Annotated in this window: 24 protein-coding genes; 11 read left to right on the top strand and 13 right to left on the bottom strand. The window is 37.6% G+C overall.

Translation table 11 applies throughout. The features are described 5' to 3' along the window. Nucleotides 1–321 precede the first annotated feature (321 nt). The 9 genes from IW22_RS21665 to IW22_RS21625 all read left to right on the top strand — a co-directional run bounded on the left by IW22_RS21665 (nt 322) and on the right by IW22_RS21625 (nt 6,571). Nucleotides 322–657, top strand: a complete 336-nt coding sequence (locus IW22_RS21665) for a twin-arginine translocase TatA/TatE family subunit (RefSeq protein WP_034731181.1) — start codon at nt 322–324, stop codon at nt 655–657. Nucleotides 658–660: 3 nt separating this feature from the next. Next, nucleotides 661–1,227, top strand: a complete 567-nt coding sequence (locus tag IW22_RS21660) for a phosphatase PAP2 family protein (protein ID WP_034731178.1) — start codon at nt 661–663, stop codon at nt 1,225–1,227. Continuing rightward, nucleotides 1,224–2,042, top strand: coding sequence for a tetratricopeptide repeat protein (locus tag IW22_RS21655; protein WP_034731174.1), 819 nt, complete (start codon nt 1,224–1,226; stop codon nt 2,040–2,042). The genes IW22_RS21660 and IW22_RS21655 overlap by 4 nt, the downstream gene beginning before the upstream one ends. 48 nt (nt 2,043–2,090) lie before the next feature. Continuing rightward, nucleotides 2,091–2,546 (top strand): tRNA (cytidine(34)-2'-O)-methyltransferase, encoded by a 456-nt coding sequence (locus IW22_RS21650; protein ID WP_034731172.1) that lies wholly within the window; start codon nt 2,091–2,093, stop codon nt 2,544–2,546. A 654-nt stretch (nt 2,547–3,200) separates the two neighbouring features. Further along, entirely contained in the window at nt 3,201–3,776 is a 576-nt protein-coding gene (locus IW22_RS21645) for a Crp/Fnr family transcriptional regulator (RefSeq protein WP_034731170.1), read from the top strand. A gap of 220 nt (nt 3,777–3,996) precedes the next feature. Further along, on the top strand, nt 3,997–4,284 hold the full coding sequence (locus IW22_RS21640) for a hypothetical protein (protein WP_131401777.1): 288 nt from the start codon (nt 3,997–3,999) through the stop codon (nt 4,282–4,284). A gap of 68 nt (nt 4,285–4,352) precedes the next feature. Continuing rightward, nucleotides 4,353–4,877 carry a hypothetical protein gene (locus tag IW22_RS21635; RefSeq protein ID WP_034731165.1) on the top strand — a complete coding sequence of 175 codons (525 nt, stop codon included), beginning with the start codon at nt 4,353–4,355 and terminating at the stop codon, nt 4,875–4,877. Then, the gene (locus tag IW22_RS21630) at nt 4,867–5,736 is read left to right on the top strand and encodes an HTTM domain-containing protein (RefSeq protein ID WP_034731163.1); all 870 of its coding nucleotides are present in this window, start codon (nt 4,867–4,869) and stop codon (nt 5,734–5,736) included. The genes IW22_RS21635 and IW22_RS21630 overlap by 11 nt, the downstream gene beginning before the upstream one ends. Then, a complete protein-coding gene (locus IW22_RS21625) occupies nt 5,723–6,571 on the top strand; it encodes a GLPGLI family protein (protein WP_034731160.1) in 849 nt (282 codons plus the stop codon). The genes IW22_RS21630 and IW22_RS21625 overlap by 14 nt, the downstream gene beginning before the upstream one ends. Before the next feature lie 31 nt (nt 6,572–6,602). Here the strand turns inward: IW22_RS21625 and IW22_RS21620 are convergent, their stop codons facing one another. After that, on the bottom strand, nt 6,603–7,076 hold the full coding sequence (locus IW22_RS21620; protein WP_034731155.1) for a 23S rRNA (pseudouridine(1915)-N(3))-methyltransferase RlmH: 474 nt from the start codon (nt 7,074–7,076) through the stop codon (nt 6,603–6,605). A 347-nt stretch (nt 7,077–7,423) separates the two neighbouring features. Between IW22_RS21620 and IW22_RS21610 the strand changes: the two genes are divergently transcribed. Further along, the gene (locus IW22_RS21610; protein WP_034731144.1) at nt 7,424–8,437 is read left to right on the top strand and encodes a YihY/virulence factor BrkB family protein; all 1,014 of its coding nucleotides are present in this window, start codon (nt 7,424–7,426) and stop codon (nt 8,435–8,437) included. Here IW22_RS21610 and nhaA read toward each other — a convergent pair. The 3 genes from nhaA to IW22_RS21595 all read right to left on the bottom strand — a co-directional run bounded on the left by nhaA (nt 8,434) and on the right by IW22_RS21595 (nt 12,302). Continuing rightward, nucleotides 8,434–9,612, bottom strand: a complete 1,179-nt coding sequence (gene nhaA / locus IW22_RS21605; RefSeq protein WP_034731141.1) for a Na+/H+ antiporter NhaA — start codon at nt 9,610–9,612, stop codon at nt 8,434–8,436. The genes IW22_RS21610 and nhaA overlap by 4 nt on opposite strands. Before the next feature lie 2 nt (nt 9,613–9,614). Continuing rightward, nucleotides 9,615–11,825, bottom strand: coding sequence for a RelA/SpoT family protein (locus tag IW22_RS21600; protein ID WP_034731136.1), 2,211 nt, complete (start codon nt 11,823–11,825; stop codon nt 9,615–9,617). A gap of 111 nt (nt 11,826–11,936) precedes the next feature. Further along, the gene (locus tag IW22_RS21595; RefSeq protein WP_034731133.1) at nt 11,937–12,302 is read right to left on the bottom strand and encodes a hypothetical protein; all 366 of its coding nucleotides are present in this window, start codon (nt 12,300–12,302) and stop codon (nt 11,937–11,939) included. Between the two features lie 235 nt (nt 12,303–12,537). On the opposite strand from IW22_RS21595, the gene IW22_RS21590 reads away from it, so the two are divergent. Further along, nucleotides 12,538–13,794 carry a photosystem II stability/assembly factor-like protein gene (locus IW22_RS21590; protein WP_034731129.1) on the top strand — a complete coding sequence of 419 codons (1,257 nt, stop codon included), beginning with the start codon at nt 12,538–12,540 and terminating at the stop codon, nt 13,792–13,794. 456 nt (nt 13,795–14,250) lie between these two features. Here IW22_RS21590 and acs read toward each other — a convergent pair whose 3' ends face one another. From acs to IW22_RS21545, 9 genes are all read right to left on the bottom strand, one after another. Then, nucleotides 14,251–16,182 carry an acetate--CoA ligase gene (gene acs, locus IW22_RS21585; RefSeq protein WP_262483642.1) on the bottom strand — a complete coding sequence of 644 codons (1,932 nt, stop codon included), beginning with the start codon at nt 16,180–16,182 and terminating at the stop codon, nt 14,251–14,253. Between the two features lie 40 nt (nt 16,183–16,222). Continuing rightward, nucleotides 16,223–18,109, bottom strand: a complete 1,887-nt coding sequence (locus tag IW22_RS21580; protein ID WP_034731122.1) for an AMP-binding protein — start codon at nt 18,107–18,109, stop codon at nt 16,223–16,225. Between the two features lie 150 nt (nt 18,110–18,259). Beyond that, nucleotides 18,260–18,622: a response regulator transcription factor gene (locus IW22_RS21575; RefSeq protein WP_034731121.1), complete on the bottom strand. Its 363-nt coding sequence runs from the start codon at nt 18,620–18,622 to the stop codon at nt 18,260–18,262. Between the two features lie 6 nt (nt 18,623–18,628). Beyond that, entirely contained in the window at nt 18,629–21,334 is a 2,706-nt protein-coding gene (locus IW22_RS21570; RefSeq protein WP_034731118.1) for an ATP-binding protein, read from the bottom strand. Continuing rightward, nucleotides 21,327–21,521, bottom strand: coding sequence for a hypothetical protein (locus IW22_RS21565; protein ID WP_034731116.1), 195 nt, complete (start codon nt 21,519–21,521; stop codon nt 21,327–21,329). Before IW22_RS21565 ends, IW22_RS21570 begins: the two co-directional genes overlap by 8 nt. A gap of 69 nt (nt 21,522–21,590) precedes the next feature. Next, complete coding sequence (locus IW22_RS21560) at nt 21,591–21,818, bottom strand: DUF6814 family protein (protein ID WP_034706377.1); 228 nt, start codon at nt 21,816–21,818, stop codon at nt 21,591–21,593. Nucleotides 21,819–21,861: 43 nt separating this feature from the next. Beyond that, a complete protein-coding gene (locus tag IW22_RS21555) occupies nt 21,862–23,442 on the bottom strand; it encodes an MFS transporter (protein ID WP_051891348.1) in 1,581 nt (526 codons plus the stop codon). A 50-nt stretch (nt 23,443–23,492) separates the two neighbouring features. After that, nucleotides 23,493–24,872: a hypothetical protein gene (locus IW22_RS21550; RefSeq protein ID WP_034731113.1), complete on the bottom strand. Its 1,380-nt coding sequence runs from the start codon at nt 24,870–24,872 to the stop codon at nt 23,493–23,495. A gap of 326 nt (nt 24,873–25,198) precedes the next feature. Next, nucleotides 25,199–25,615 (bottom strand): terminase gpP N-terminus-related DNA-binding protein, encoded by a 417-nt coding sequence (locus IW22_RS21545; RefSeq protein WP_034731110.1) that lies wholly within the window; start codon nt 25,613–25,615, stop codon nt 25,199–25,201. Nucleotides 25,616–25,656: the final 41 nt, after the last annotated feature.

The raw sequence follows: 25,656 nt of genomic DNA, 5'->3' as shown, positions 1-25,656 counted from the left end.
TTAATCCCGTATTTCTATTTGAGTTTTAAATGAATAAAGCATTTAATTCTTTATCAGCCCATGAATCTTATTCGGAGGCACTCTTAGTTTAATTAAATGCTTTCTCTTTCTCTAAAGTTAGTAACTTTTATCCTCTGCTAATCTAAAGGAGGAACTCGAAGCCACCATCACCTATAAACCCAATTTACCCTCATACTCTCAAACCCTCATACTCATAAACTCTCCAACTCAAAACCCGCACCTCACACCCAAAATCTTAAAATTTGTTTAAAATTTTAGTTTACTGTAAATATATAGTATAAACTTTCGTAATTTTACCCCATGGAATTAAGCATTGGAGAAATGGCATTGATCGCAGTGGCGATTGTTGTATTATTCGGTCCGGATAAACTTCCTCAGATAGCGCGTGACTTAGGGGCGGGCGTTAGAAAGATGCGCGGTGCAGTGGAAGACATTAAAACTGAGATCATGAAAGAAACTGATAATCCGGTTTCTGAGATCAAGCGTGAAATAGAGAAGGTAAAAGATGCGGCAAAAGACTTCAATCCCATGAAGGATATTGAAAAAGATATCGTAACGGAACCTTCGACTACTAATGAACCTCCCAAATTAAAGCCTGCCGACGACGAAACCTACGAAGGGCCTGTAAGCAGATAATTCATGGAGGAAATCATTCAGGAGGACAAAAAGGTTTTTCTATACCTTAATAATTTGGGCGATACTTCCTTCGACCAGCTGTGGATGCTGATTTCCAGCACATGGATCTGGGTACCGCTTTATATTATATTTCTATACTTTTTATACAAAAACTATAAACTAAAGTCTTTAGTTTTCATTCTTATATTCATTGGACTTGGAGCTACGGTTTCAGATCAGCTGGCCAGTGTTTTCAAATATGGAGTGGCCAGGCTGCGGCCCTGCCATGATCCGAGTCTGGAACATTATATGAGGATTGTGAAGTGCGGCGGACAGTACGGGTTTTATTCTGCCCATGCGTCCAATACCTTCTTTCTGGCAGCTTATTTAAGTATTTTATTGAAAAAGAAGCTCAATTGGTTTCCATATGCTATATTTGTATGGGCTGTAGTAGTTTCTTACAGCCGAATATATTTAGGAGTTCATTTCCCGATAGATATTTTGGTGGGGGCGTTTGTTGGATCTTTATTGGGAGTGATATTTGGAGTACTCGCCAAAAAAGTCATCAACAAACAAACTATAACTTCATGAAAAAAACTTTATTACTGACAGCATTCATATGCTCCTCATTCAGCCTTTACGCACAGGACAAAAAAACAGCCGAAGAATGCTTCAAAAAAGCAGACTATAAATGCGCTGAAGAACAATACACCAAACTGGCAGAGAAAGAGCAGATTCAGAAATATCAGTCTGAATATTACAACAGTCTGGGGACAGCCCAAAGAAGACTGGGAAAAACTACACTGGCTTTGAGATCGTATGATTCAGCTTTAAAGGCTAATCCTTTGTCGGCTCCGGTGTATGCTAATCTCGCTTCATTAAACAGCCAGAAAGGAAACAAAACCAAAGCACTGGAATACATTGCAAAAGGCCTCTCCATCGATGCTGAGAATCCTGAATTTTATCTTACCCGTTCCAAAATTTATGACAGTCAGGGAAAAAAAGATCTTGCTTTAAATGATCTGAAGCAAATTTTAACCTTTGCTCCCGATAATATTTATGCCAAAACAGGACTGGCTAATCTGAAAAAAAATAACGGAGATCTGGACGGCGCTTTAAAAGATTACAATCAGCTGATCTCTGAAAAACCGGAATCACTTCTCTACAATGGAAGAGCAGACGTTTATTTCAAAATGAAAAAGTCTAAAGAAGCCCTCACAGATGTCAATAAAGCCATTTCCATTGATCCGAAATTTGCCCATTCTTACGTAACCAAAGCTTTGATTTTATTTGATACGGCAAAACCCAAAGAGGCATGTGAAAACCTGGACCGTGCCGTCAATTTAGGCTATGAAAAGGCTATTTTAGCAGATTATTATGCTAAGTGTGTTGCAAAACCAAAATAAATTAATAGTTCCTACTAATTTTTAACCCTAATAAAGAAAGATATATAGATGTTGAATATTGTTCTTGTAGAACCCGAAATACCCAACAATACAGGTAACATAGGACGATTATGTGTAGGGACAGAAAGTAAATTACACCTGGTTCACCCATTTGGATTTGTCATCAATGATAAAAACCTGAAACGTTCCGGTTTGGATTATTGGGTGCATCTTGATGTTACGGAATATGCAAATGTGGAGGAGTGGATTAAATGTATTCCAGATCCATCCCGCGTTTTCTTAATGAGTTCACATGCTGAAAAATCCTATCTGGAAAATGAATTTCAGGATGGCGACTGGCTGGTGTTCGGTAAGGAAAGTGTAGGTTTGAGTAAAGAAGTTCTGGATCATTTCGGGAATCATCTCACCATTCCGATGTCAAAACTGATCCGAAGCTTTAATATTGCCAATTCCGTTGCTTTTGTGATTGGCGAAGCGAAAAGGCAGATTGGGTTAAAAGTTTAGATATTCATTCTGAAACCCAGAAAAGTTTTAATCATTATGATAAGGCTTTTCCCGCAGGATCTCTTTAAAAATAAATTTATTGAGATTTTAAATACTTGTGAGTGGTATAATTTTAGCCAAAATTCTTGTATTAAACTCTTCGAGTTGAGTATAATGACTTCCTGTCATAAATAAACAACATATTGATAGAAAAACACTTCGATCTTTCTGTTTTTTGAATTGATCAATTGGGACTTTAGTCTTTGTGATTAGCTCGCATTTTCAATAAACGGAAATAATTTTGATGTCTTTTGTTATAAGTATACCTTCTATTTTAATACATTTTCAAATCCTTTTCTTTACAATCTCTATTCAGAATTTATGGAGTTGAACTCTATTAAAGCACTAGGGATAATTAATTGTGAATCAAATATTTTGGTTTGAAAAATTAAATTATTAAATTTTCAAATTCAGATGTTTTAGTCACTTCTTTAAGAATTAATTTGTAGTTTAGCTCAAAACTATGTGTAATTTATATATTAATAATCAGAATTTTATTTTTTTAAATAATTTGAATAATTTTTATACTGCACTATAGATACTATTAAATCAATAAACAATTAGAAGTATGATACCTGAATAAATTTTAATACAACCAATATATACGAAAAACTAATGATGACACATGAAAAATTAATTAAATTATTAAAGAATTATGGAGAAATTTCCAGGGAAGATGAAGTAGACATAGCAGCTAAATTTATATTTCAAAAAACTAAGAAAAAAGAAATATTAGTGGGACAAAATTCTTCGTGTAATAAACTTTTCTTTGTAATAGAAGGATTTATAAGAGCATACTCCATTAATGACAAAGGAAACGAGGTGACCAGGATGATAGCCTGGGAGGGTAACTTTTTAACGGATATTGTTGGATTCAGGGATCAGAATATCAATCAGGAAATAATAGAAAGCCTTACAGATTCATTTTTACTATTCATTACAAAGAATAATTTTGATTCACTGTTAAATTCATCTGAAAATTTTAAAAAGATTTATATCAAAGTGCTTGAAGAATATAGTAATATGCATATGAAAAAACTTCAGCTCAGCAATATTGTTGATATTTCCCTTAAAATGAAATACTTTAAGGAACACTTTCCTGATCTTGTATTTAAATTAAATGATAAAATTTTAGCTTCGTTTCTGTCAATTTCCAGAGAAACTTTAGTGAGGCATAAAAAAATTTGGTAACGAATTCAATAAAGTGTGATTTAAATCATACTTTATTTCATATTTGTTAAATATGTTTGTGTCGTTATAATATCCATTATTAGTACTAATTGTGATTCTCGGGTTTTCTTTTGAACCTTTAAAAAAAATCAACAGATAGTGAGATTATGCGAACACGATAAAATTTGTATAGGGTCATTTTAACGTTCAAGACCAAAGGAACAAAATAAATTAATATGTCATGAAAAAAATAATCTTTTTAAGCGCAGGTGTTTTATCACTTATGTTAATGTCTTTTACAGGCGACAAAGAAAAAGTAATTGAAAGTGATGGAAAAACTATTTTAATTAAAGACACCAGCAAAATCTCTGAAGCTGATTTGAAAAAACTAGGCGAATTAGTGGTTGGATGGACATTCTGTGATACACAGGGTATAAGCAATGAATGCAAAACCAAATCTTTAAACCACCCTGATGTGCCCGTACAACAAGCACAATTACAAAGGATCATTGACAAATATAACAGATAGTTCAAGATTTGTAAGATATGTAAGTTCCTTGCATTTTTATGTGAGGAACTTTTTTTACAACTTATACAATGAAATATATTAATATAACCCTATTTGTGATAATCATTACAAAATTGATCATAAACGGGATAAGCTCAACCACTGAAGGCTTTTGTACCTTTTATGATTATGAAAGAAATGAGGCAACAAAAAAAATAGCAGATGTCAATGATATAGGCCATTATTTTTGGTATTATACAGGCTTTAACACCGGGTATGGCTTCTTTGCACCCAATGTTTCCAGTGATTTCATTATTCTTACAAAATATAATGAAGGATCTTTTGTAAGTTCTGGTTTCTTACAGACCAGAGAAGGGAAATTAAGATTTCTAAATGCAAACGGTATTTTTTTAGAGAATATCAAAAATGGATGGTCTCCAAAAAATAAGGAAAAAATAAGCTACAATAAAGCAGTACTGAAACAAATAAATGCATCATTTAGAAAAAAACATAATATAAATGATTGTGAGACAAAAGTCTATCTTTATGATTTTCCGAGGCTTTATAGTTCTGATAAGAGGATTAATTTAATACCAATAGACAGTGTTAGATAGCGTACAGGAAAAATTTAAACTGAAGGAAATTTTCTATAATCCGGAGTTTATCTTATTTTTCAGGGTTTCCATAGGAATGGTGATCCTGTTGCATTTTATTTCTTACTGGCAGGATTTTGATTTGTTATATGGGAAGAACAGCATTATCCCGATTGAGCTTAACAGAGCTTTTGAAGGCACAAAATATGTTACCACAACAGATATATTATTATTTTTAGAAAAGTATTTCACCTATAATTCTTCGCTACTTATTTTTAAAGGTACTTTTGTTGCTTTATGCATTTGTATCATTTTAGGTTTTTACAGCAGGGTTTCCGCTTTGCTTTTACTTTTTCTTCAGATATCCGTTGTTAAGTCAGGCATACAGTTTTCCTATGGAGCAGACTATTTTGAAAGTATGTCTTTATTTTATATTATTTTCTTTCCTTCAGATATCAAATTTTCTCAATTAAATACAAAAAAAAGAGATTTTACTATTTTCAAAAGAACCATTCAGTGGCATTTATGTATCTCTTATTTTTTTTCAGGTTTTGATAAAATATTGGGATTCAATTGGTGGAATGGAGAATCAATCTGGAAAGCATCCCATTTGCCGAATTTTACAAGATATATTGAACTGAATTCTATAACAGATAATCCCATAGTTTATATTATATTGGGATGGATAACCTTAATAATAGAAATACTTTATCCGGTATTTATTAATATAAATCGTACCAGGAAAGTATGGTTATTTTTAACTATTGGAATGCATGTAGGCATAATAGTACTTTTTAACCTGTATTTTTTTGCCTCAATAATGATTATCTGGAACCTTACAGCCTATTATTTTAATTATTACGATGATGAAAAAGTTTAAACTACTAATCTTATTACTGATTTCCAATGTTCTGTTTTCCCAAAATTATAAAGTTATTTATGATTTAGCTTGGAAACCGTCTATAGAAAATAAAACTTTGGTGAACGATTTGGGAGTTTTAATTATCAATCAGTCAAAATCATTTTTTAGCGGGTATGAAAATTTCAGAGATGATTCTTTGAAATCTTCTGTTGTTAAAAAATTTATTGAGGGAACCCAAAAAGGTAATCTGAGATTTCCGGAAGCAAGAGATAAATCAAAATTTAAAAAAATAATTTTTAAAAACCTTTCGAATGATAGCCTTACACAGGAAGAAAAATTTTTTGTGACATCATTTCATATTAATTTTAACTGCAAAATGAATTGGAAGATGGAACAAGATGAACCGAAAAATTATTTTGGATATACCTGTAAGAAAGCTACATTAAATTTCGGAGGCAGGAAATGGACAGCATGGTATACAACAGAAATCCCGATCTCAGACGGGCCATATAAATTTCATGGTTTGCCAGGATTAATATTATCTATATCTGATAACAAAGGCGAATATGATTTTCATATAAAAGCAATAATAAAAGAGACTAATGATCTTCAATACAGAAGCTTCGGGCTACCTAAGCCTATAAAGTTGTCTCCTGAAAAATGGTTCGCTTATTATGAAAAATATAAAAAACAACCTTCAATAGTTTATGAAAACATTAATAGTGAAACTACTACTTATGTAATTAACGGGAAAGAAATAGGACGTAATGAGAAAAATGATTACGATATAAGGCAAAAGAAATATTTATTAGAAAATAATAATGAAATAGAAATTGTCAATACTTGTAAGTAATACTTTAGTTTCTGGTCTTGCTAAGAAAAAATCAGTCGTTATGATAAGGTTTTCCCTGCAGGATCTGGTCCGCACGGTAAAGCTGCTCCACAATAAATAAACGGATCATCTGATGCGTGAATGTCATTTTAGATAATGACATTTTTTCGTTGGCCCTGTTATAAATCTCTTCAGAAAAGCCGTAAGCACCACCGATCAGGATATGAACCTTTTTAACCGAAGAATTCATCCAGGTATCAATTTTTTGGGCAAATTCACGGCTGGTGAACTGTTTTCCTTTTTCATCAAGAATGATGACAAGCTCGTTTTTGTCAATATAATTTAAGAACAGCTTAGATTCTTCCTTCTTCAAAAGATCAGGAGAAAGGTTTTTTGCATTTTTCACATCAGGAATTTCTGTGATCTCAAAATTCCAGTGTTTGGGAAGTCTGGTCAGATAATAGCCGATTAGGGAAGTGATCTCCTTGTCATCTGTTTTTCCGATACAAAGTAAGCTGATTCGCATGTATAAAGGGTTTCAAAAGGCAAAGATACCATTTTTGTGTTGGAAAATGGGAGAGATGCATCAAAGCGAGACTGAAAACGTTAAAATTGGAAAACCTGCATATTTCGGTTTTTCCAATGCATCAATCATTTACTATTTAAATTCTTTCATTTTACATCTTTCTGTTTTAAAGGATAAACGTGGAAGGATTGATCTGTTGGATAATTGCTATTTTTTAGCGTGCCACGTATTGGAATAAGGATAAGGAAAATGTTTATATTTGTACAAAGACTTATGTGAAACAGCTGATGCTTCTCTGTTAAAGGAGATAAAATTCGTTGCTATATGAAGTGAAATACACCAAATAGATGAGTATTAAAATTCCCAGATTTATCTTGAAAATTCAAGAGTTTTTTGACGGCATACATATTCCTGTTCTCGGAATATCGCTTTGGCAGATGTTTCAGATCTATATTTCCGGAATCTTCAAAGGGAATATCGGGAGAAAGGCGGCGGCCATTTCCTGGAGTTTTACCATCAGTCTTTTTCCCTTTTTACTCTTTTTGCTTTCTGTTTTGCCCTATATGCCGCACTATGATAAGCTTCAGTTTTATATTTTTGAAGTGCTGATGCACAATGTTTTTCCATCCAATATGGAAGGCGATGTAAGAGGATATATTGAAACCAATATCATCCCGAATATGAAAGGGATCAGCAATCTGACGATCGTACTGGCACTAGTTTTTGCAACGAACGGAACTTTTTCTCTCATCAACGGATTTAATGAAAATTCAGACGAGAAACTCACGGATGTAAAGGAATTTATTCTTTCCTTCTTTATTACAATTGGTTTTATTACCATTGTATTTCTGGCGCTTTTCGGAGTGTATTACGTGGAGGTTGTTATGAAACTTTTTACGCCGGCCTATGATATTTCCTGGCTGGTGAATAACCTTTCTAAAATTATTGGATTTGTTTCTTTTCCGCTCTTTTATTTCATTCTTCTAACCCTTTTCTACTGGTTGGGTACTGTGAAAATTGCGAGATTCAGACAGGCGGTTCCGGGTGCTATTTTAACGACGGTTCTCTTCGTTCTGACTACTTTTATTTTCGCTATCTACGTTAAAGATATTGCCCGTTACAACGTCCTTTACGGATCCATTGGAAGTATGATTCTTCTGATGGTTTGGGTGAATGTTAATGTCTATTTACTTCTGTTCGGAAATGAACTGAATATGGCCCTGAGAAAGCTGAGGATAGAAAAACTGCTTTCCGATGAAATTAAAAGAGAAGCAGTTCATTTCCACAGCGCAATTACAGAACCGAATCTGGAAAGCGACGAAGAGCACCGGAGAAAGCTGGAAGAGAAGAAAAAAGATTAATTCTCTACAGCATTCACGTCTTCCTTCGAACTCATACTTAAGATCACAAATCCTAAAACTGCCGCTAGAAAAGAAGCGATCAGAATGGCAAATTTAGCCTCATCCTGAATCGGAATATCATCTTTAAAGGAAAGAAGGGCAATAAAAATAGACATTGTAAATCCTATTCCCGCGAGAAGTCCGACACCAGCCATCTGTGGCCACGTACTGTTTTGAGGCAGGGAACTGAGTTTTAGTTTAATCGCAATAAACGAGAACAGATTGATCCCGATCAGTTTTCCTAAAATCAAACCGCAGATAATTCCCATCCCTAATGTACTCGTAACTCCTGCTACCATTTCACTGGTAAACGCAATATTGGTATTCGTTAAGGCGAATATCGGCATGATCAGAAAACTTACCGGAAAATGAAGCTTATGCTCCAGTTTTTCAAGAGGAGAAATGTCTACATTCGAAACATTCGTAGGAATGGAGAAGGCAAGTAAAACCCCTGCTATAGTCGCATGAATCCCTGAATGATGCAGGAAGTACCATAAAAACAATCCCGGAATGATATAAAAAACAAGGCGTGTAACCTTTAAAAAGTTTAGTAAAAATAATAAAGCTGCCGTTCCAAAAGACAACAGAAGATACGTCCAGTGAATTTGTTCTGTATAAAAAACAGCAATCACCAGAATCGCACCCAGATCATCTACAATGGCCAGTGCAGCAAGGAATATTTTAATTGAATTCGGGATCTTTTTCCCAAGCATTGAAATGATCGCCAGTGAGAAAGCAATGTCCGTGGCCATAGGAATTCCCCAGCCGCTGCTGTAATCCGTCCCGGCATTGAAAAAGGTATAGATCACCGCAGGAACCAGCATTCCGCCTACAGCTGCAAAAATGGGCAGTGAAGCGTTTTTAAAAGAAGAAAGTTCTCCTTCCACCATTTCTCTTTTGATTTCCAGCCCTACCAGCAGGAAGAAAACAGCCATAAGGCCGTCATTGATCCAGATGCTGACCGGATAGGTAAGATGGAACAGTGAAGTACCTACTTCTTTATCTAAAAAGTTCTGGAAACCTTCACCGGCAGACGAATTAGCGATTAATAATGAAACCAGTACACAAAAAATAAGGATAATTCCTGATGCCTGATTACTGCTGAAAAATTTTTTAAAATATAGAGATAAATTCATGCTTATGATTGTACTCGTCTCACTCTTGAAACGCCGTCAATATTTTTAAGTTTTTTAAATGTTTCTTCCAACTGGCCTTTATTTTTCACTTCGAGATTAATATTCCCGGTAAAAATGCCGTTGTTGGATTCTATGGACATACTTTTCATATCCATTCCCATACTTCCACTGATCACGGTGGTAATATCGTTGATCATTCCCATTCTGTCGAGACCTTCAATTTCGATCTTCACTCTGTTCTTGAAGCTTTCCGCATTCACCCATTTGGCAGGGATCACACGGTAATCGTACTGGGCTCTCAGGTTGATGGCATTTGGACAGTTGTCACTGTGAACTTTAATACCATCAGAAATGGTAATAAATCCGAAAATTTTATCTCCGGGAATTACCGTACAGCATTTTGCATAGCTATAATTCAGCTTTTCTTCATCTTTTCCGAAAATAATCATGTCGAGGTTTTGCTCTTTCGGCTCCTCATAGTGCACATTTTTCGGTGGCGATTTTCTGAATCTGGAAAGTAAATTGTTGAATACGTTTTTACTTTCGATATATTTTCTCAGGCTGCTGACATCCAGTTCATTGCTTTGGAATTTAAGGAAAAGTTCCTGAGAGGTTTTTAAATTAAAGAATTTCTGAAGTTTGTTGACCTCTTCATCATTAAAATTGATCTTCGCATGACGCAGCTTTCTCTGAAGAATTTCTTTTCCTTCTTCTACCAGCTGGTTTTTCTGAGAATTCAGATAACTTTTGATCTTCGACTTCGCTTTGGAGGTAACCACAAATTCCAGCCAGTCAGACTTTGGTTTCTGGTTTTGAGAAGACAGAATGTCGATCTGATCACCATTTTGAAGCACATAGGAAATAGGAACCAGCTTTCCGTTGATCTTTGCCCCAAGACATTTCATCCCAAGGTCAGAGTGAACGGAAAAAGCAAAATCCAGCGCCGTAGCATTGGTGGGAAGGATTTTAATTTCCCCTTTTGGCGTAAATACAAATACTTCCTTAGAATATAAATTGAGCTTAATATTATCTAAAAGTTCAGAAGTAGAAAGGTTCTGCTGCTGTTCAAGAACTTCGCGTATCTCCGTTACCCATCTTTCGAAATTACGGTCTTCGGAGCTCTGTTTGTAGCCTTCTTTGTATTTGTAGTGTGCGGCAACCCCTTTTTCTGCGATCTCATTCATCCTTTCCGAACGGATCTGTACTTCGATCCATTTTTTATCCGGACCGAGAACTGTCAAATGGAGACTTTCATACCCTGTAGAACGGGGCTGTGTGATCCAGTCCCTCATTCTTGAAGGATTACTGTGATAAACGTCGGTTACGATAGAGTAGATCTTCCAGGCAAGAAATTTTTCATTTTTTGCATCCGATTTGTAAATAATCCTGATCGCATAATTGTCAAAAACTTCCTCAAAAGAAACCCCTTGCTTCAGCATTTTCCTGTAAATGGAGGAAATGGCTTTTGCGCGGCCTTTGATATTAAAGTTTAAACCTTCTTCTTTTAATCTCTCCGAAACTTCGGTTTTAAACTCCTCAATATATCGTTCACGGTTTTCTTTGGCAGATTCCAATTTCTCCGTGATCTCGTTGTAAACTTCGGGATTGTTATATTTTAATGAAAGATCTTCAAGCTCTGATTTGATATTGTACAGACCCAGACGGTGTGCCATGGGAGCGTAAATATACACAGTCTCCGAAGCAATTTTTTTCTGCTTATCCGGAGCCATGCTTTCCAGCGTTCGCATATTGTGAAGGCGGTCGGCAATTTTGATCAGAATCACTCTGAAATCTTCTGAAAGCGTCAGTAAGAGTTTTCTGTAATTTTCAGACTGTACCGAAATGTTCTGATGATTCATGATGGAGATCTTCGTGAGCCCGTTCACAATGTTGGCGATCTTTTCTCCAAAAATCTTTTTCAGATCTTCATAGGTGTAGTCCGAATCCTCTACTACATCGTGCAGCAGGGCACAGGCAATGGAAGTAGCTCCCAGACCAATCTCGGTTGCTACAATTTTAGCAACGGCAATGGGGTGGTAGATGTAAGGTTCGCCGGATTTTCTCCTTTGATCCTTGTGAGCATCCAATGCAATATCGAATGCCTTCCGGATGAGCTTGTTATTTTCCTCATCCAGAGTTCTGTATGTATTAGAAATCAAATCCTTATACCGGGCAAGGATCTCTTTATTTTCCTGTTCTAAATCGTAACTCATTTGTGCTAATGCCTATATTTAAACGAAAATACGAAATTTTTTAAACTTTTCACGCATAAAAAATCCGCAGAACGCTCCGCGGATTTCCGGTTATTAGATTTTATGTTTTTGTCAGAATTTCACTTCTGAATCCATGCCGCTGCTTGATGCCTTTATTTTCACATCGGGGCTGTTATGGATTTCGGCTCTGTTTCTGGCATCGATAAATCTTTTGAGATTATCATAGTTCGCCTGCCCAATACCCATATTCTCGAATAAATAGGTCTTCAGTACTGAATTTTGGCTAAAAATATTCCGGGCGCCATCAGTTTGGTTATTATCTTTTACCGCAACACTCGCCAGGTACTGAGAGGTTTCAGAGCCGTTGTTAAGATATACTATGTAATCTGAATTTTCAAATCCTGAATTTTCCAGATCGGCTTCAAGCTTTTTGTAATCGCTGTGATGTGCAAATAATCCAGCTAATATATTTGACATAAGCAATGGTTTTTTAAATTGTACTTAAAGATAATAAATATTTTTCAATATAACTAGTGTAAATGTAATAAAACTTCATGTTTATTATTTTATCTATAATATAATGTTAAAATTATTAGGAATATCTATTGAACGGGTGTTTGATTTTTGAGGAAGTTTAAATTTTACACATTTAAAAATGTTGTACACTTGGTTTAAATAATTCAAATTTGTTTTTATAAAAAATTAATCTACCATGAGAACAGTTTTATTTATTTTTTCCTTACTGTCTTCGTTGATGCAGGCGCAGTACAGCTGGACTACTTTTTCATATCCGCCTTCTAACGGAACCGGAAGATATGATGATGTGTTTTTTCTGAATGAAAATCTGGGCTGGGCGGCACGCGGAGGCAGTGGAGCTGTTTTTAAAACGACAAACGGAGGTAATACCTGGGTACAAAAGGCGGTGAACGGACCTGCTAATCAATATTACCGGAATATAGAATTTCTTAACGAAAATGTAGGCTTTTTGGGAACTTTGAACAACAGTTTCTATAAAACGGTTGACGGTGGAGAATCATGGCAAAAAGTAAATAATATTTCACCTTATCCTGAGGCTATCTGTGGTTTGGACTGTGTAGGAACTTCTACCGTTTATGGCTGTGGCGCATGGTTTTCTCCGGCCTATATTATAAAATCTACAGACAGTGGTAATACATGGGAGTATATCGATATGTCTGCCTATGCGAATGCTTTGGTGGAAATTAGTTTCATTAACGAAAATGTAGGTTTTGTTTCAGGAAACGACAATGACGGAGCTGTAATCCTAAAAACGCTTGATGGCGGGGCAAGCTGGACAAAAATTTACAACAGCAACATCGCCAGTGAATTTGTTTGGAAAATGCAGTTTCTGGATAATAATAAGATCTTCTGCTCTATCGAATCTGAAGCCACAAACGCAGGGAAACTTCTGAAATCTGTGAACGGAGGATTTACGTGGGAAACAAAAGATTTTCCGGATCCTTATGTACAGGCTGTTGGTTTTGTATCGGAAACGCACGGCTGGATGGGCGGTCACAGTACAGGATTTTATGAAACTTTAGACGGTGGAAATACCTGGACCAATACCGGAGTGGGGGGGTCTCTGAACAGAATCTTTTTTGTCAATAATAATCTTGCTTTTGCTGCCGGATCCAATATTTATAAGATGACGAGAGGAAGTTTGGACGTTAAAGAAAACCCCGGTGAAAATCAGGAAAGAAAGCTGAAAGTAGAAGTTGTTCCGAACCCTGTAAAAGATAAGCTGAACCTCAATGTTTATTATGTACATACCGATCATATTGTTATTGGGTTGTACGAAGCTTCCGGAAAGTTCATTAAAAATATTCTGAAAGATGACATCAGCGCTAAAGGATTGAAAAAATACTCTCTGGATTTCAATTATCCAAAAGGGAATTATCTTCTTGATGTGCATTCTAATCTGGGAAGACAATCGATTAAAATAATAAAGTAAGAAGTGAGTAAGTAAGTTGGAAGCGCGAAGAGGGGAGTTGTTGAAAGCTACAGGAGGAATCTTAAAACTGCCTTTTACATCTATATACAGGATCAATTTCAAAACCTGGAAATGAGATAAGCTTTTTTTAACGCAAAGATTTTTATTTTAGAGAGAGTTGAGTTTTTAGGAAGGCAAAGAGTGTGACTGCGTCACTGATGAAGCGATCGGTATAAATCGTCCGCTTAATTGAATCAATGAAATTGATTCCTTCTTTGCAGTCTTAAAATTTCACATTGTAATAATCAAACTTTGCGTTTAAAAACTTGATCTCCTTCCCAATTCTGTACCTCATATCCCTGAAACTTATAACTCATCATTTAAAACTCATCACTCTGTTGACCTGAGTTCAAGTTAAAAATAATAAATGCGCAGAGGTTTTCTGCGCATTTACTTTATCATGTTCAATCAGTTTACTTAACCGATTCTTTCATTTTTGATTTCTTCCACGATTTCAGGATTCAACAAAGTAGAAATGTCTCCGAAATTACTGAAATCTCCTTCTGCAATTTTTCTCAAAATTCTACGCATAATTTTCCCTGAACGTGTTTTCGGCAGCCCAGAAACAAACTGGATCTTATCAAGCTTGGCAATAGGGCCTATCTGGTCTGAGATCAGCTGATTGATCTCCTTCTTAAGGTTTTCTTTATCACGGCCTTCTCCGGTTTCTTTTAAGATCACGAAGCCATACAAAGCATTTCCTTTGATGTCATGAGGATAACCAACGATTGCAGATTCTGCAACGGCAGGATGCTCATTGATACTGTCTTCAATAGGAGCGGTTCCCAGATTATGCCCGGAAACAATGATCACATCATCTACACGGCCTGTAATTCTGTAGTATCCGACTTCATCTCTCAGTGCACCGTCTCCAGTGAAATATTTCCCTGGGAAAGCGCTGAAATAGGTTTCTTTATATCTTTGGTGATCACCCCAGATCGTTCTGGCAATTCCCGGCCATGGAAAACGGATGCAGAGATTTCCGGTTACCTGGTTTCCTGTAATTTCATTGCGTTTATCATCCATCAAAACAGGCTGGATTCCCGGAAGTGGAAGCGTAGCATAGGTTGGCTTAGTTGGAGTTACAAATGGAAGCGGAGAGATCATGATGCCTCCTGTTTCCGTCTGCCACCAGGTATCAACCACCGGACATTTTTTCTTTCCGACATGGTCATTGAACCAGTGCCATGCTTCTTCGTTGATAGGCTCGCCTACAGAACCTATCACCTTCAACGTACTTAGGTCGTGCTTATCTACCCATTCCGTGCTTTCTTTAGCTAATGAACGGATGGCGGTAGGAGCAGTGTAAAACTGAGTGATCTTATGTTTTTCGATCACTTCCCAGAAACGGTCCGGTTCAGGATAGGTAGGCACACCTTCGAAAATAACAGTGGTTGCCCCATTAAGAAGCGGTCCGTATAAAATGTAGGAATGTCCTGTGATCCATCCTATATCTGCAGTACACCAGTAAATATCGTTTTCTTTATAGTTGAATACATTTTTAAACGTATAGGCTGTGTACACCATATAACCGGCAGAGGTATGAAGCATGCCTTTCGGTTTTCCGGTAGAACCTGAAGTATATAGGATGAAAAGAGGATCTTCGGCATCCATGATAACAGTCACGAAATCAGCGGAGGCTTTTTCATACAGATCAGCCATCCAGTGGTCTCTGCCTTCTTTCATTTTGATCTCGTTGTGTGTTCTTTTCACTACCAGAACGGAGTCTACGCTTGGTGTTTTTTCCAATGCTTCATCTACGATCGTTTTCAGATCCAGCACTTTATTTCCTCTGTAACTTCCATCTGATGTGATGATCATTTTGGCATTACAGTCATTGACTCTTGAAGCCACGGCAGAAGCGGAAAATCCTGCAAAGATCACGGAATGCACAGCTCCCAGCTTGGCGCAGGCCAGCATAGTAACGGCCAGTTCAGGGATCATGGGAAGATAGATGCAGACTCTGTCGCCTTTTTCAATCCCCATTTCGCGTAAAACATTGGCAGTTTTGTTGACGCGGTTGTACAGTTCATTGTAGGAAATATGCTGTGCTTCCTCTTTCGGGTCGTTGGGTTCCCAGATAATGGCTGTCTTTTCACCTCTTACGGCCAAATGTCTGTCTATACAGTTTTTGGTGATATTTAATTTAGCATTCTTAAACCATGTGATTTTGGCTTCATTCATATCATACTTAACCACCTTGCTCCATCTTTGGTACCACACAAAATTTTGATCAGCTATTTTGTCCCAGAATTTCTTCGGGTTTTTAATAGACTTTTTGTACTCTTCAAAATAATGCGGCAGATCTTCAATTAAGTAATTTCTCATATCCCTTCGTTTTTTTGAAATTTGAATTTTATTAATATTAAATATATGTTTAATTTATCGCTTAAGCCCTATAGTCATTGATTTTTTCCTGAATTTCCTCGATGATTTTTTCATCATCAATGGTAGACGGAATCTGAAAATCTTTTCCGTCCAGCAGCGTTCTTATCAGTTTCCTTAAGATCTTTCCGGAACGTGTTTTTGGTAAGCGTTTGACAACCATAGCGTTTTTTAAAAAAGCCACAGCGCCAATCTTTTCCCGAACCATTCTGATGATATCTTTTTCTACTTCCTCTTCAGAGATTATTGTTCCATTTTTCAAAACAATTGTAGCAAAAGGAACCTGTCCTCTCAGTTCATCATCGATACCTACGACGGCACATTCTGCAACATCGGGATGCGATGAAACAATTTCCTCCATTTCCGACGTTGAAAGCCGGTGTCCGGCTACATTGATCACATCATCCACTCTTCCGGTAATGAAAATATAGCCGTCTTCATCCCGAATAGCGCCGTCTCCCGAGAAATAATACCCTTTGTACTGTGAAAGGTAGCTGTTCTGAAAACGCTCATTGTCATTCCAGATGCCTAAAAGTGCGCCCGGAGGAAGAGGAAGTTTGATGATTAAATAGCCTTCCTGATGAGCATCAAGTTCATATCCGTTCTCATCAAAGATCTTGATATCATATCCCGGAATAGGTTTTCCGGCGGAAGCTCTTTTAATTTTATATTGATCATCGAAAGTCATAAGTCCCAGCATAGGCCATCCGGATTCGGTCTGCCACCAGTGATCAATAGCGGGAACTCCAATGTGCTCTGCAAACCAGTCTAAAGTGGCCACATCACATCGTTCTCCGGCGAGAAACTGTTTTTTGAAATGAGACAGATCATATTTTTTAACCAGTTCACCGTTCGGGTCTTCTTTTTTAATCGCTCTGATGGCTGTCGGAGCAGTAAACATCGCAGACACTTTGTATTCTGAAATAATTCTCCAGAATGTACCCGCATCAGGTGTCATGATGGGTTTTCCTTCAAAAATAATCGTTGTATTCCGGTTGATAAGCGGTCCGTAGACGCTGAAACTGTGACCTACCGCCCATCCGAAATCCGAAGCTGCCCAATAGGTTTCTCCGGGCTCAACTCCGTAAATATATTTCATGGAAAACTTCAGCGATGTAGCATAACCTCCGGTGTCCCGTGCAATTCCTTTCGGTTTTCCTGTAGTTCCTGAAGTATAAAGAAGATACAACGGATGGGTAGACTCCACTGAAACACACTCAACAGGCTCTGATTTTTGAACCAGTTCTTCATAATCAATCAGTCCTTCGAACATTTCATTCTGATTGTCTACCAGTTTTCTGTTGTAAACAATAATGTTGTCCACTTTATCCTGCGCAAGTTCAATGGCTTTTTCAACGAGTGGTAAATAAGGAATTCTCCTGGCTATTTCTATACCGGCTGTAGCGGTGATCAATGCTTTAGGCTTGCAGTCATCAATTCTTACGACCAGTTCATTCGGGGCAAAGCCTCCGAAAACCACATTGTGAATCACTCCGATTCTTGCACAGGCCAGCATGGCAAAAAGTGTTTGCGGAATCATCGGCATATAGATAACGGCTGTATCTCCTTTTTGAAGGCCTAATGAAACCAGTCCTCCGGCCAATTTTGATATCTCTTCTTTGGCCTGATTAAAAGTGTAGGTTTTCTTCTGATTGGTAACCGGAGAATCATAGACAATGGCAATCTGATCTCCAAAACCATCTTCAATGTGCTGATCAATGCAGAGATAACACATGTTGAGTTTTCCATCCGCATACCACTGAGGATAATCATTTTTATCTTTAGAAAGAATCTGCTCCGGAAACTCAAACCATTGTATTTCTTTGGCCTGTTCTTTCCAGAAATTTTCTTTGTCTTCTATGCTTTGTTTAAACAGAATATCTGCGTCCATATTAATTTTTGTGTTTCATGTTTTTTTGTCATCAAGAAGAGGCTTCTTCACTTTAATCCCAAATATCCCAGTCTCAAATCTCGTGTCTAACGTCTTGATTCTTGGTTCTTGATTCTTGCATCTTGATTTTTATCTCTTCCCTTTCTTATTCTACCCAAACATCTCCTCAATCTGCTGCATCAGCTTCTTAATGGAATAAGGCTTCGTTACATACGCATCAGCGCCCATTTTTAGACCTTTTTCTATGTCTTTAGGGTTGTTTTTTGCGCTCAGAAAAATGACTTTTGTGTCATTCATCCTTTCATCTTTTTTGATGGCTTCCAGGGTGCTGTATCCGTCCAGATTGGGCATCATGATGTCCAGAAGGATCACATCGGGAGCCATGGTTTTCAGGAAGTCCAGAACTTCTGTTCCGTCTCTTGCGATATAAACGTCGTAGCCGTTTTTCTTAAAGCTGTATTCCAGCGACATTAATATTTTGTGTTCGTCATCGGCAATAATGATCTTTCTCATAGATGGTTATTGGTTTTGTTCAACTTCATTTATAATCTCTTGTAGTCTGTTGTAAGGAATGCGTATCGTAAAAGTGACACCCAGACCGCTGTTTTCTGCCTGTATGGTTCCGCTGTGAGCCTGAACGATCTTTTTTGAAATAGCCAATCCGAGTCCGCTTCCTGTAGGTTTTAAAATATTCTGGTTTTTTGACTGATAAAATTTATCAAAGATCATTTCCAGATCTTCTTCCGGGATGTGTCTTCCGGTGTTAAAAATGCTGATGATCAGATAGTTTTCTTTTTCTGATAATTTGGTTTGTATGGTTCCCTGATCATCGGTAAATTTTAAAGCGTTTCCTAAGATATTCTGGAAAAGCTGAATCATTCTCGCCTCGTCGTGTTCAAATGTAGGATGATTCAGGAGATTCACTTCACTTAAATGAATATTTTTCTGCTGTATCAGATGGAGTAGAGGATTTAACGCTTTTTTGTAGGTTTCAAGAATATTATTTTCTTTGATGTTCAGAGCAATTTCGCCGTGTTCCAGTTTATCAAGGTAAAGAATATCGTTGATGATCTCGCTCAGCCTGTCAGATTCCGTGATGATGTTGTTTAAAAATTCCTGTTTGATGTCTGTTGGAATATCGTCATCGTCTGCCAGAATTTCTCCTGCCGAACGGATGGCAGTGATCGGGGTTCTTAATTCGTGTGCAACAGAATCCAGAAAGTCATCTTTCTGACGGTCTTTCACGATTAAGTTTTCATTAGCTGTTCTCAGGTCATCAGAGAGTTTCTGCAATTCTTCAGACTGTTCCGTCAGCTTTTTATTGAGTGTAATATTTTCCTTGGATTCTTCTAAAATGTTTAAAACTTCCTTTAAAGATATTTTATCTTCTTTAGTCACGCCCTCGATCAGAATTTTTGCGGATGCAGTCCCAATTCTTCCTGCGAGAAGGTTTTCAGAGAATTTAATAAACCTTGAGTCTGCCGTTTCCGTTTTAGAATCAATATTATATTTTAAATTAAAAATCCTTAAGGCCTGTTCCGTTTTATTTTTGCCCAAAAATCTTTCCAAAATATTCCTGATATCTGATACATAAGCGGTTCCGCGCCATACAAAAGCATTCTCATGATTTAAGATATGCTTATCAATATCCACATATAATTCTGCAAAATTTCTTTCCCGGTAGTTTCCTTTAACGCTTACCGAAATAATGGTAAATAAGGCTGTATTGGTAAAAATGGACCAGAAAAATATTTCAGGAATTCTGCTTAAAAAAGAAATATGGAAAAATCCGAAAGCATTATAGGTTTCCCGGATAAAGCCTTTCAGTTCAGGGTTGTAAGAGAAATAGTACTGCGGAATAATGAGTCCGAAATAGCAAATGGCCAATCCTGCGAGAAGCCCTGTTACCGCCCCTTTATAACTTCCCCTTCTCCAGAATATCGCTCCGAAAAAGGATGGCGCCAGCTGTGCAATTACAACAAATGAGATAAGTCCCACAGAATCCAGCGATGTTTTCAGAATAAAATATTTATAGAAAACAAAGGCCATGATGATCAATGCGAAAATGCTGAATTTCCGGATGTTCGTGATGTTTCTTGTATTTCGGACTTCGTTGTCAGACTTGAATTTTCCCAATAAACCATAAGGAATGATGAGGTTATTGGAAAGCATGATGGATAAAGTGATGGCCGAAATAATAATCATGGAAATGCATGAACTCAATCCTCCCAGAAATACAAAAACAGTGATTAAAGTATTGTCAAAATATTGCGGAATCAGAATAGAGTAGAACTCAGGATTTACCTTTTCTCCGTCAAAAATAAGCCTTCCTCCCCACGCAATCGGGAAGATGAATATGGTAAAAATCAGTAAGTAAAGAGGAAAAAACCAGATCGCTGTTCTGATATGCTTTTCCTGTCTGTTCTCAATAATAGCGGTGTGAAACTGCCTCGGCAGAATGCAGATGGCTGTGGCGGAAATCATACACAAAACCATCCAGTTCATAGCACCTTCAATCCCATTAAACGTGTTTTTTTCTTTAAAATCTTCAAATTTGCTGGCTTTTTCATAAATATCGGAAAAGCCGTCGAATACAAAGTAAATCACAAAAATACCCAGAATAATAATGAAGAAAAGCTTTAAAAAACTCTCCAGGGCAATGGCGGAAATAATACCCAGACGTTTTTCTGAGGCATCTACATATCGGGTTCCGTAATAGGATGAGAATAAAGCGATTAAAACAACCACAAACGTCGCGTTGTCAGTCAGTATATTGCTGGACATCGATGTTTCAGTGACCAAATGGAAAGTTTCAGAAATTGCTTTGATCTGAAGTCCGATGTATGGAACGATGGCTAACAGGCAGACGATCGTAATGATTGCACTGAAGCTTCTGCTGTTTCCGTACCGCAAAGAAATGAAATCGGCAAGACTGCTGATTTTGTTGATTCTGGAAATTCTTACAATCTTCGTGTTGATGTAGATCCAAGCAGGAATAATCATGATGGGGCCAATGTAGATCGGTAGATAATTTAGTCCGCTGGTAGCGGCAACGCCAATGCTTCCGTAGTAGGTCCAGGCCGTGCAGTACACCGCCAGAGAGAGCGCGTAGATGTAAGGGTTGTTGATCCACCGCTTGCTCTTCTTCTTCTCTGCCAAGTGGGCAACTAAGAACAAAAGGGCGAGATAGAGTAAAACAACAAAAAATAACGCGAAACTACTCATCATACTTTTTTACGATTACAAAAGAAATTATGATGGAGATCATCCAGACCGCGAACAGATAGATCAGAATCATCGGGTAGCCGAAAACATCTTTTTCACTGTTGAAAAGCAGTGAAATAGGGATGCTGAAAGCCATCATCAGTCCGATGCTCAGGATAATCAGTTTTTGTTCGTGCCTTTTCTTCATAAATGATGATTGATAAAAGATAATTGATGGGTAACTATCACCCATCAATTATCATTAATCTTTATAAAATTAAATCTTGTCGTCTGAATATTCTCCCGTCAGCGAATAGTATCCGAAAATAGCCATTCCACCCGAGATGATCGGCATCAGCACAAATAAGATGATAATCCCGAATACCAGATCTTCCTGCTTTCCTGAGGTGATTTTGGGAATCCCCAGAACCGTAGTTCCGAAATATCCCACCACCAGCGCCACTGCAATCCAGAGTATGCCTAATATTTTTTTTAGTCCGTTCATTTTAGTAGTTTTAAAATTAGTAAAAAATTAAGTGATTCGGTATTTAATCATGAATATTATTATTCTTATTTTTAAGATAAAACAATCCGATGATTAAACAGACTGCGGCGACCCCAATCGGATACCAAAGTCCTTCCAGATACCAGGTAGGATGTCCTGCATCTTTCCCCTGAGTCACCAGATACGTGGCTACTGCCGGAAGAAGTCCTCCGAATACCCCGTTTCCGATATGATAAGGCAGAGACATAGAGGTGTAGCGAATCCTTACTGGGAACATTTCAACAAGGAAAGCAGCGATTGGTCCGTAAACCATAGTGACAAACAGTACCTGAATAAATACCAGGAATACCAAATACCATTTTGTATTGTCTTCCAGTTTCAGGGTTTGTGTCACTTTTGGTTCTTCCGCTTTTCCGTCTTTCATGACAGGTCCGGCCGGCGACCAGTGGACAACACTGTCTTTTTTAATCAAAGTTCCGTCCGTGTACAGGGTTTCTTTATGGAAAGTGATTAGGCTGTCTGAAGCAATATCAGCATGAATTTTTGCCGTTCTTTTTTCAGTAATTCCACTAGCTGCTACGGTTTTGTTTTCCAGACTTACACTCTTGAACATACTGTCATAGATCGGTCTGTAGGATAAAATAGCGACCAGCATTCCGGTCATCATAATGGCTTTTCTTCCCACTTTATCGGAGAGCCATCCAAAGAATACAAAAAAAGGAGTTCCTAAAAGCAGGGCAGTGGCCATTAATGAATCTACCTGTGAGGACTCTACATTCAAGACCTTCTGGAGGAAACTCATGGCATAAAACTGTCCCGTGTACCAGATTACCCCTTGTCCCATGGCGGCTCCAAATAAGGCTAGTAAAACAAATTTGAAGTTGTATTTATTTCCGAAACTTTCTTTTAATGGGTTTTTAGATGTTTTTCCTTCACTTTTAGCTTTTGCAAAAAGCGGAGATTCCTTCATGTTTTTTCTGATTACATACGAAACTCCAACCATTAAGATAGAAATCCAGAATGGAACTCTCCATCCCCAGTTGTCAAATTCTTCCGCAGAAAGTGTATTTTTAGTAATTAAGATAACAATCAACGAAATAAAAAGTCCAGCCGTTGCCGTTGTTTGTATCCATGAAGTCCAGTAGCCTCTTCTGTGTGGCTGTGCATATTCTGCTACATAAGTGGCTGCACCTCCATATTCACCTCCAAGGGCTAATCCCTGTAATAATCTTAGAATTAAAACTAAAACCGGTGCTAAAAAACCAATGGTTTTATAACTTGGAATACACCCGATCAGGAAAGTGGAGAATCCCATAATCAGCAGGGTGACAAGGAACGTGTATTTTCTTCCGATAATATCACCCAGTCTCCCGAAAAACAGAGCTCCGAAAGGCCTTACCACAAATCCGGCAGCAAAAGTTGCCAGTGTAGATAAAAATGCGGCAGTAGGATTATCGGCGGGAAAAAATTTAGTCGCTAAAACGATTGCTAAACTTCCAAAAATATAAAAGTCATACCATTCTATCAGAGTACCGAGTGATGAGGCGGTGATCACGCTCCAGATGGTGCGGTTCTTCTGCCGTTCGGTCATATTCTCGTAGTTTTCGTGGTGATTTTCGCTCATGTTGATTGATTTTGATGTTAATGAATTAAGATATTGAGTTCATCCCGTGTTTAAAGGTAAATTTGGAACTGTACAATGAATTCGCCTTTTGAAGAAGGGCTTTCTGTAGGGCTGGTGTAAACCGGTCTTGTGGAATATTGGGTAGTAATTTTTGCGTGATGCCCATCTATGAACCAGTTGGCTCCCACATCGAACTGAGAAGACGATTTGTCGAATGCTTCAAAGCTCTTGTGCGTATACGCTGCGAAAGGCTGTATTCTGATCTTCGGTTTTTCTGCCTGATTGGGAAGAAGTAGGCCTGCCTGAGCATACACTACATTTCCCGTTCCGATCATGGGTTGTAAGTTCCCGGGACCTGCGATGGCTCTGTTTCCTGCAAAATTAGGATCATTGGCTGCAATATTCATCGTTCCCAGATTTCTTATGTAGTTAGGTCCGAAATTGTAGTTATAATATCCGGCATAGGCGGAAACGGCCATTTTGTGCTTGGCATTTCCCAAAGGAATATCTGCAAAAGCATCCACTGCTACGAGGGTGATATCATGTTTTTCAATATTGGAATTGATGGAAGTTCTCGTCCCGTCAGCCTGATGATAAAAACCTGCACCCACATTGAAGACTCTCTTTGTTCCTAAATAAGAGCCCACTTTGAAAGGAAGCGTATTGGATTCTTCATCAAGGAACTGATATTCAACATAACCCGCTTTTGAAAAGCTTGGATTTCCATTATTGTCCACGGCTGCCGCTCTTGAAGGATCTGTAACATTAACCGGAGCCAAATCTGTCGCAAAAGGTTTGTTTAAGCTGAATCGGTATTCCAGTTTACCATATTTTCCTTTCGCAAACATTCCGAGCTGTCTGGCAAATTGGTCCGAATTATCGATTAACGGCCATGAGAAAATAGGGGAGTCCACAGTAAGGAAATTTAACGTAGAAGCCATCGTCATTCGGGAAAGTCCCATATAGTAATGAAGTCCTGCCCCTAAAGATAAACTGAATTTTCCGGCTTCTCCAGGTAAAATAACTGCGTACTCATTCCATGCGTCATGAAAAAATAACTGTGGTTTTTTTCCGTTTCCATAACCTCCTGTTCCTGTGGTGCCTGTAGCTCCGCCGTTGATGAAGGTTTGGTTATTGATCCCAAAGTGAGCAAGGATCATGTATCTTTTAGAAATTTGGGCATACATTAAAGCTCTTAATCTCCTGTTTCCCAGACTCCAGGAATTGTCAGTGGGTTCTCCGCCTACCATGCTTCCCGGATTCATTTGGGTATTCCTGAGCCAGAACTGGTCCCATAAAATAAATCTGATGTACTTATCTCCTTCCTGATTGAGGTTTAATTTTAATCCGCCTCCGTAATCAGGAGAACCCTGTGAATATAAAGAACTGCTTATTAAGGCTAATCCAATAAATGAAAGTAATTTCTTCATAAATTATCAATTTTTGGCGTTGTTTTTTGTGAAAGCCAAATTGTAATTAATAATTTAGTTACAAAAATTTAATATATATTAGTGGTAATGCTATAGTTTTTATGTAATGATTTGATTTTTAGATATAAGATACGAGTTTCCGGTTTTAGCGTTGGAGAGTGTGAGTGTTCGAGAGTTGGAGAGTTAATGATTCTGAAGGTTATTGTTGGTTGAATCTTGGCTAACGAATTGGTGTCTGGTGGTTGAGGTCCTCGAAGCCACCATTCCTACGTCTGAAATCTGATGTCTTGCATCTTGATTCTTGGCTCTTGAATCTAATATCTCATCTACTTCTTAAATCGCTCCCATTTAATCAGCATATACTTATCCGCAAACTGAGTAATGATAAGACCTGAGTTTTTGATGTTGTCTTCCTGGGCAATGTATTCAATCAATTCATTCTGTTTTAGAATTTTATAAACCGGATGGAACTCAGAATGGGGGGGCCTTGTGATGTTGTATTTTTTAATCCAGGAACTGATGGTGACGTGAGAAACCCCAATAATACGCTCTATTTCTCTAAAGCTTAAACCTTCAAGATAAAGCTGCAGGGCCTTGGTTACGTAGTAGTCATCGATCTGCTTTCCTATTTTTTTGACAGTAAAATAGTAGTTGCAGTCTTTGCAGAGAAATCGCTGTTTTTCGTTAATGATTCCGCTTTTTACAATGGTGCTGCCATTACATTTTGGACACTTATTTTCCATAACTATATGTTTTTAGCAAATATATAATAATTTAGCAAAGT

The organism is Chryseobacterium sp. JM1, from assembly GCF_000737715.1.
GTDB lineage: Bacteria > Bacteroidota > Bacteroidia > Flavobacteriales > Weeksellaceae > Chryseobacterium.
Note: the sequence above shows the minus strand (reverse complement) of the source record. Positions and strands in the feature narration are given on the sequence as shown.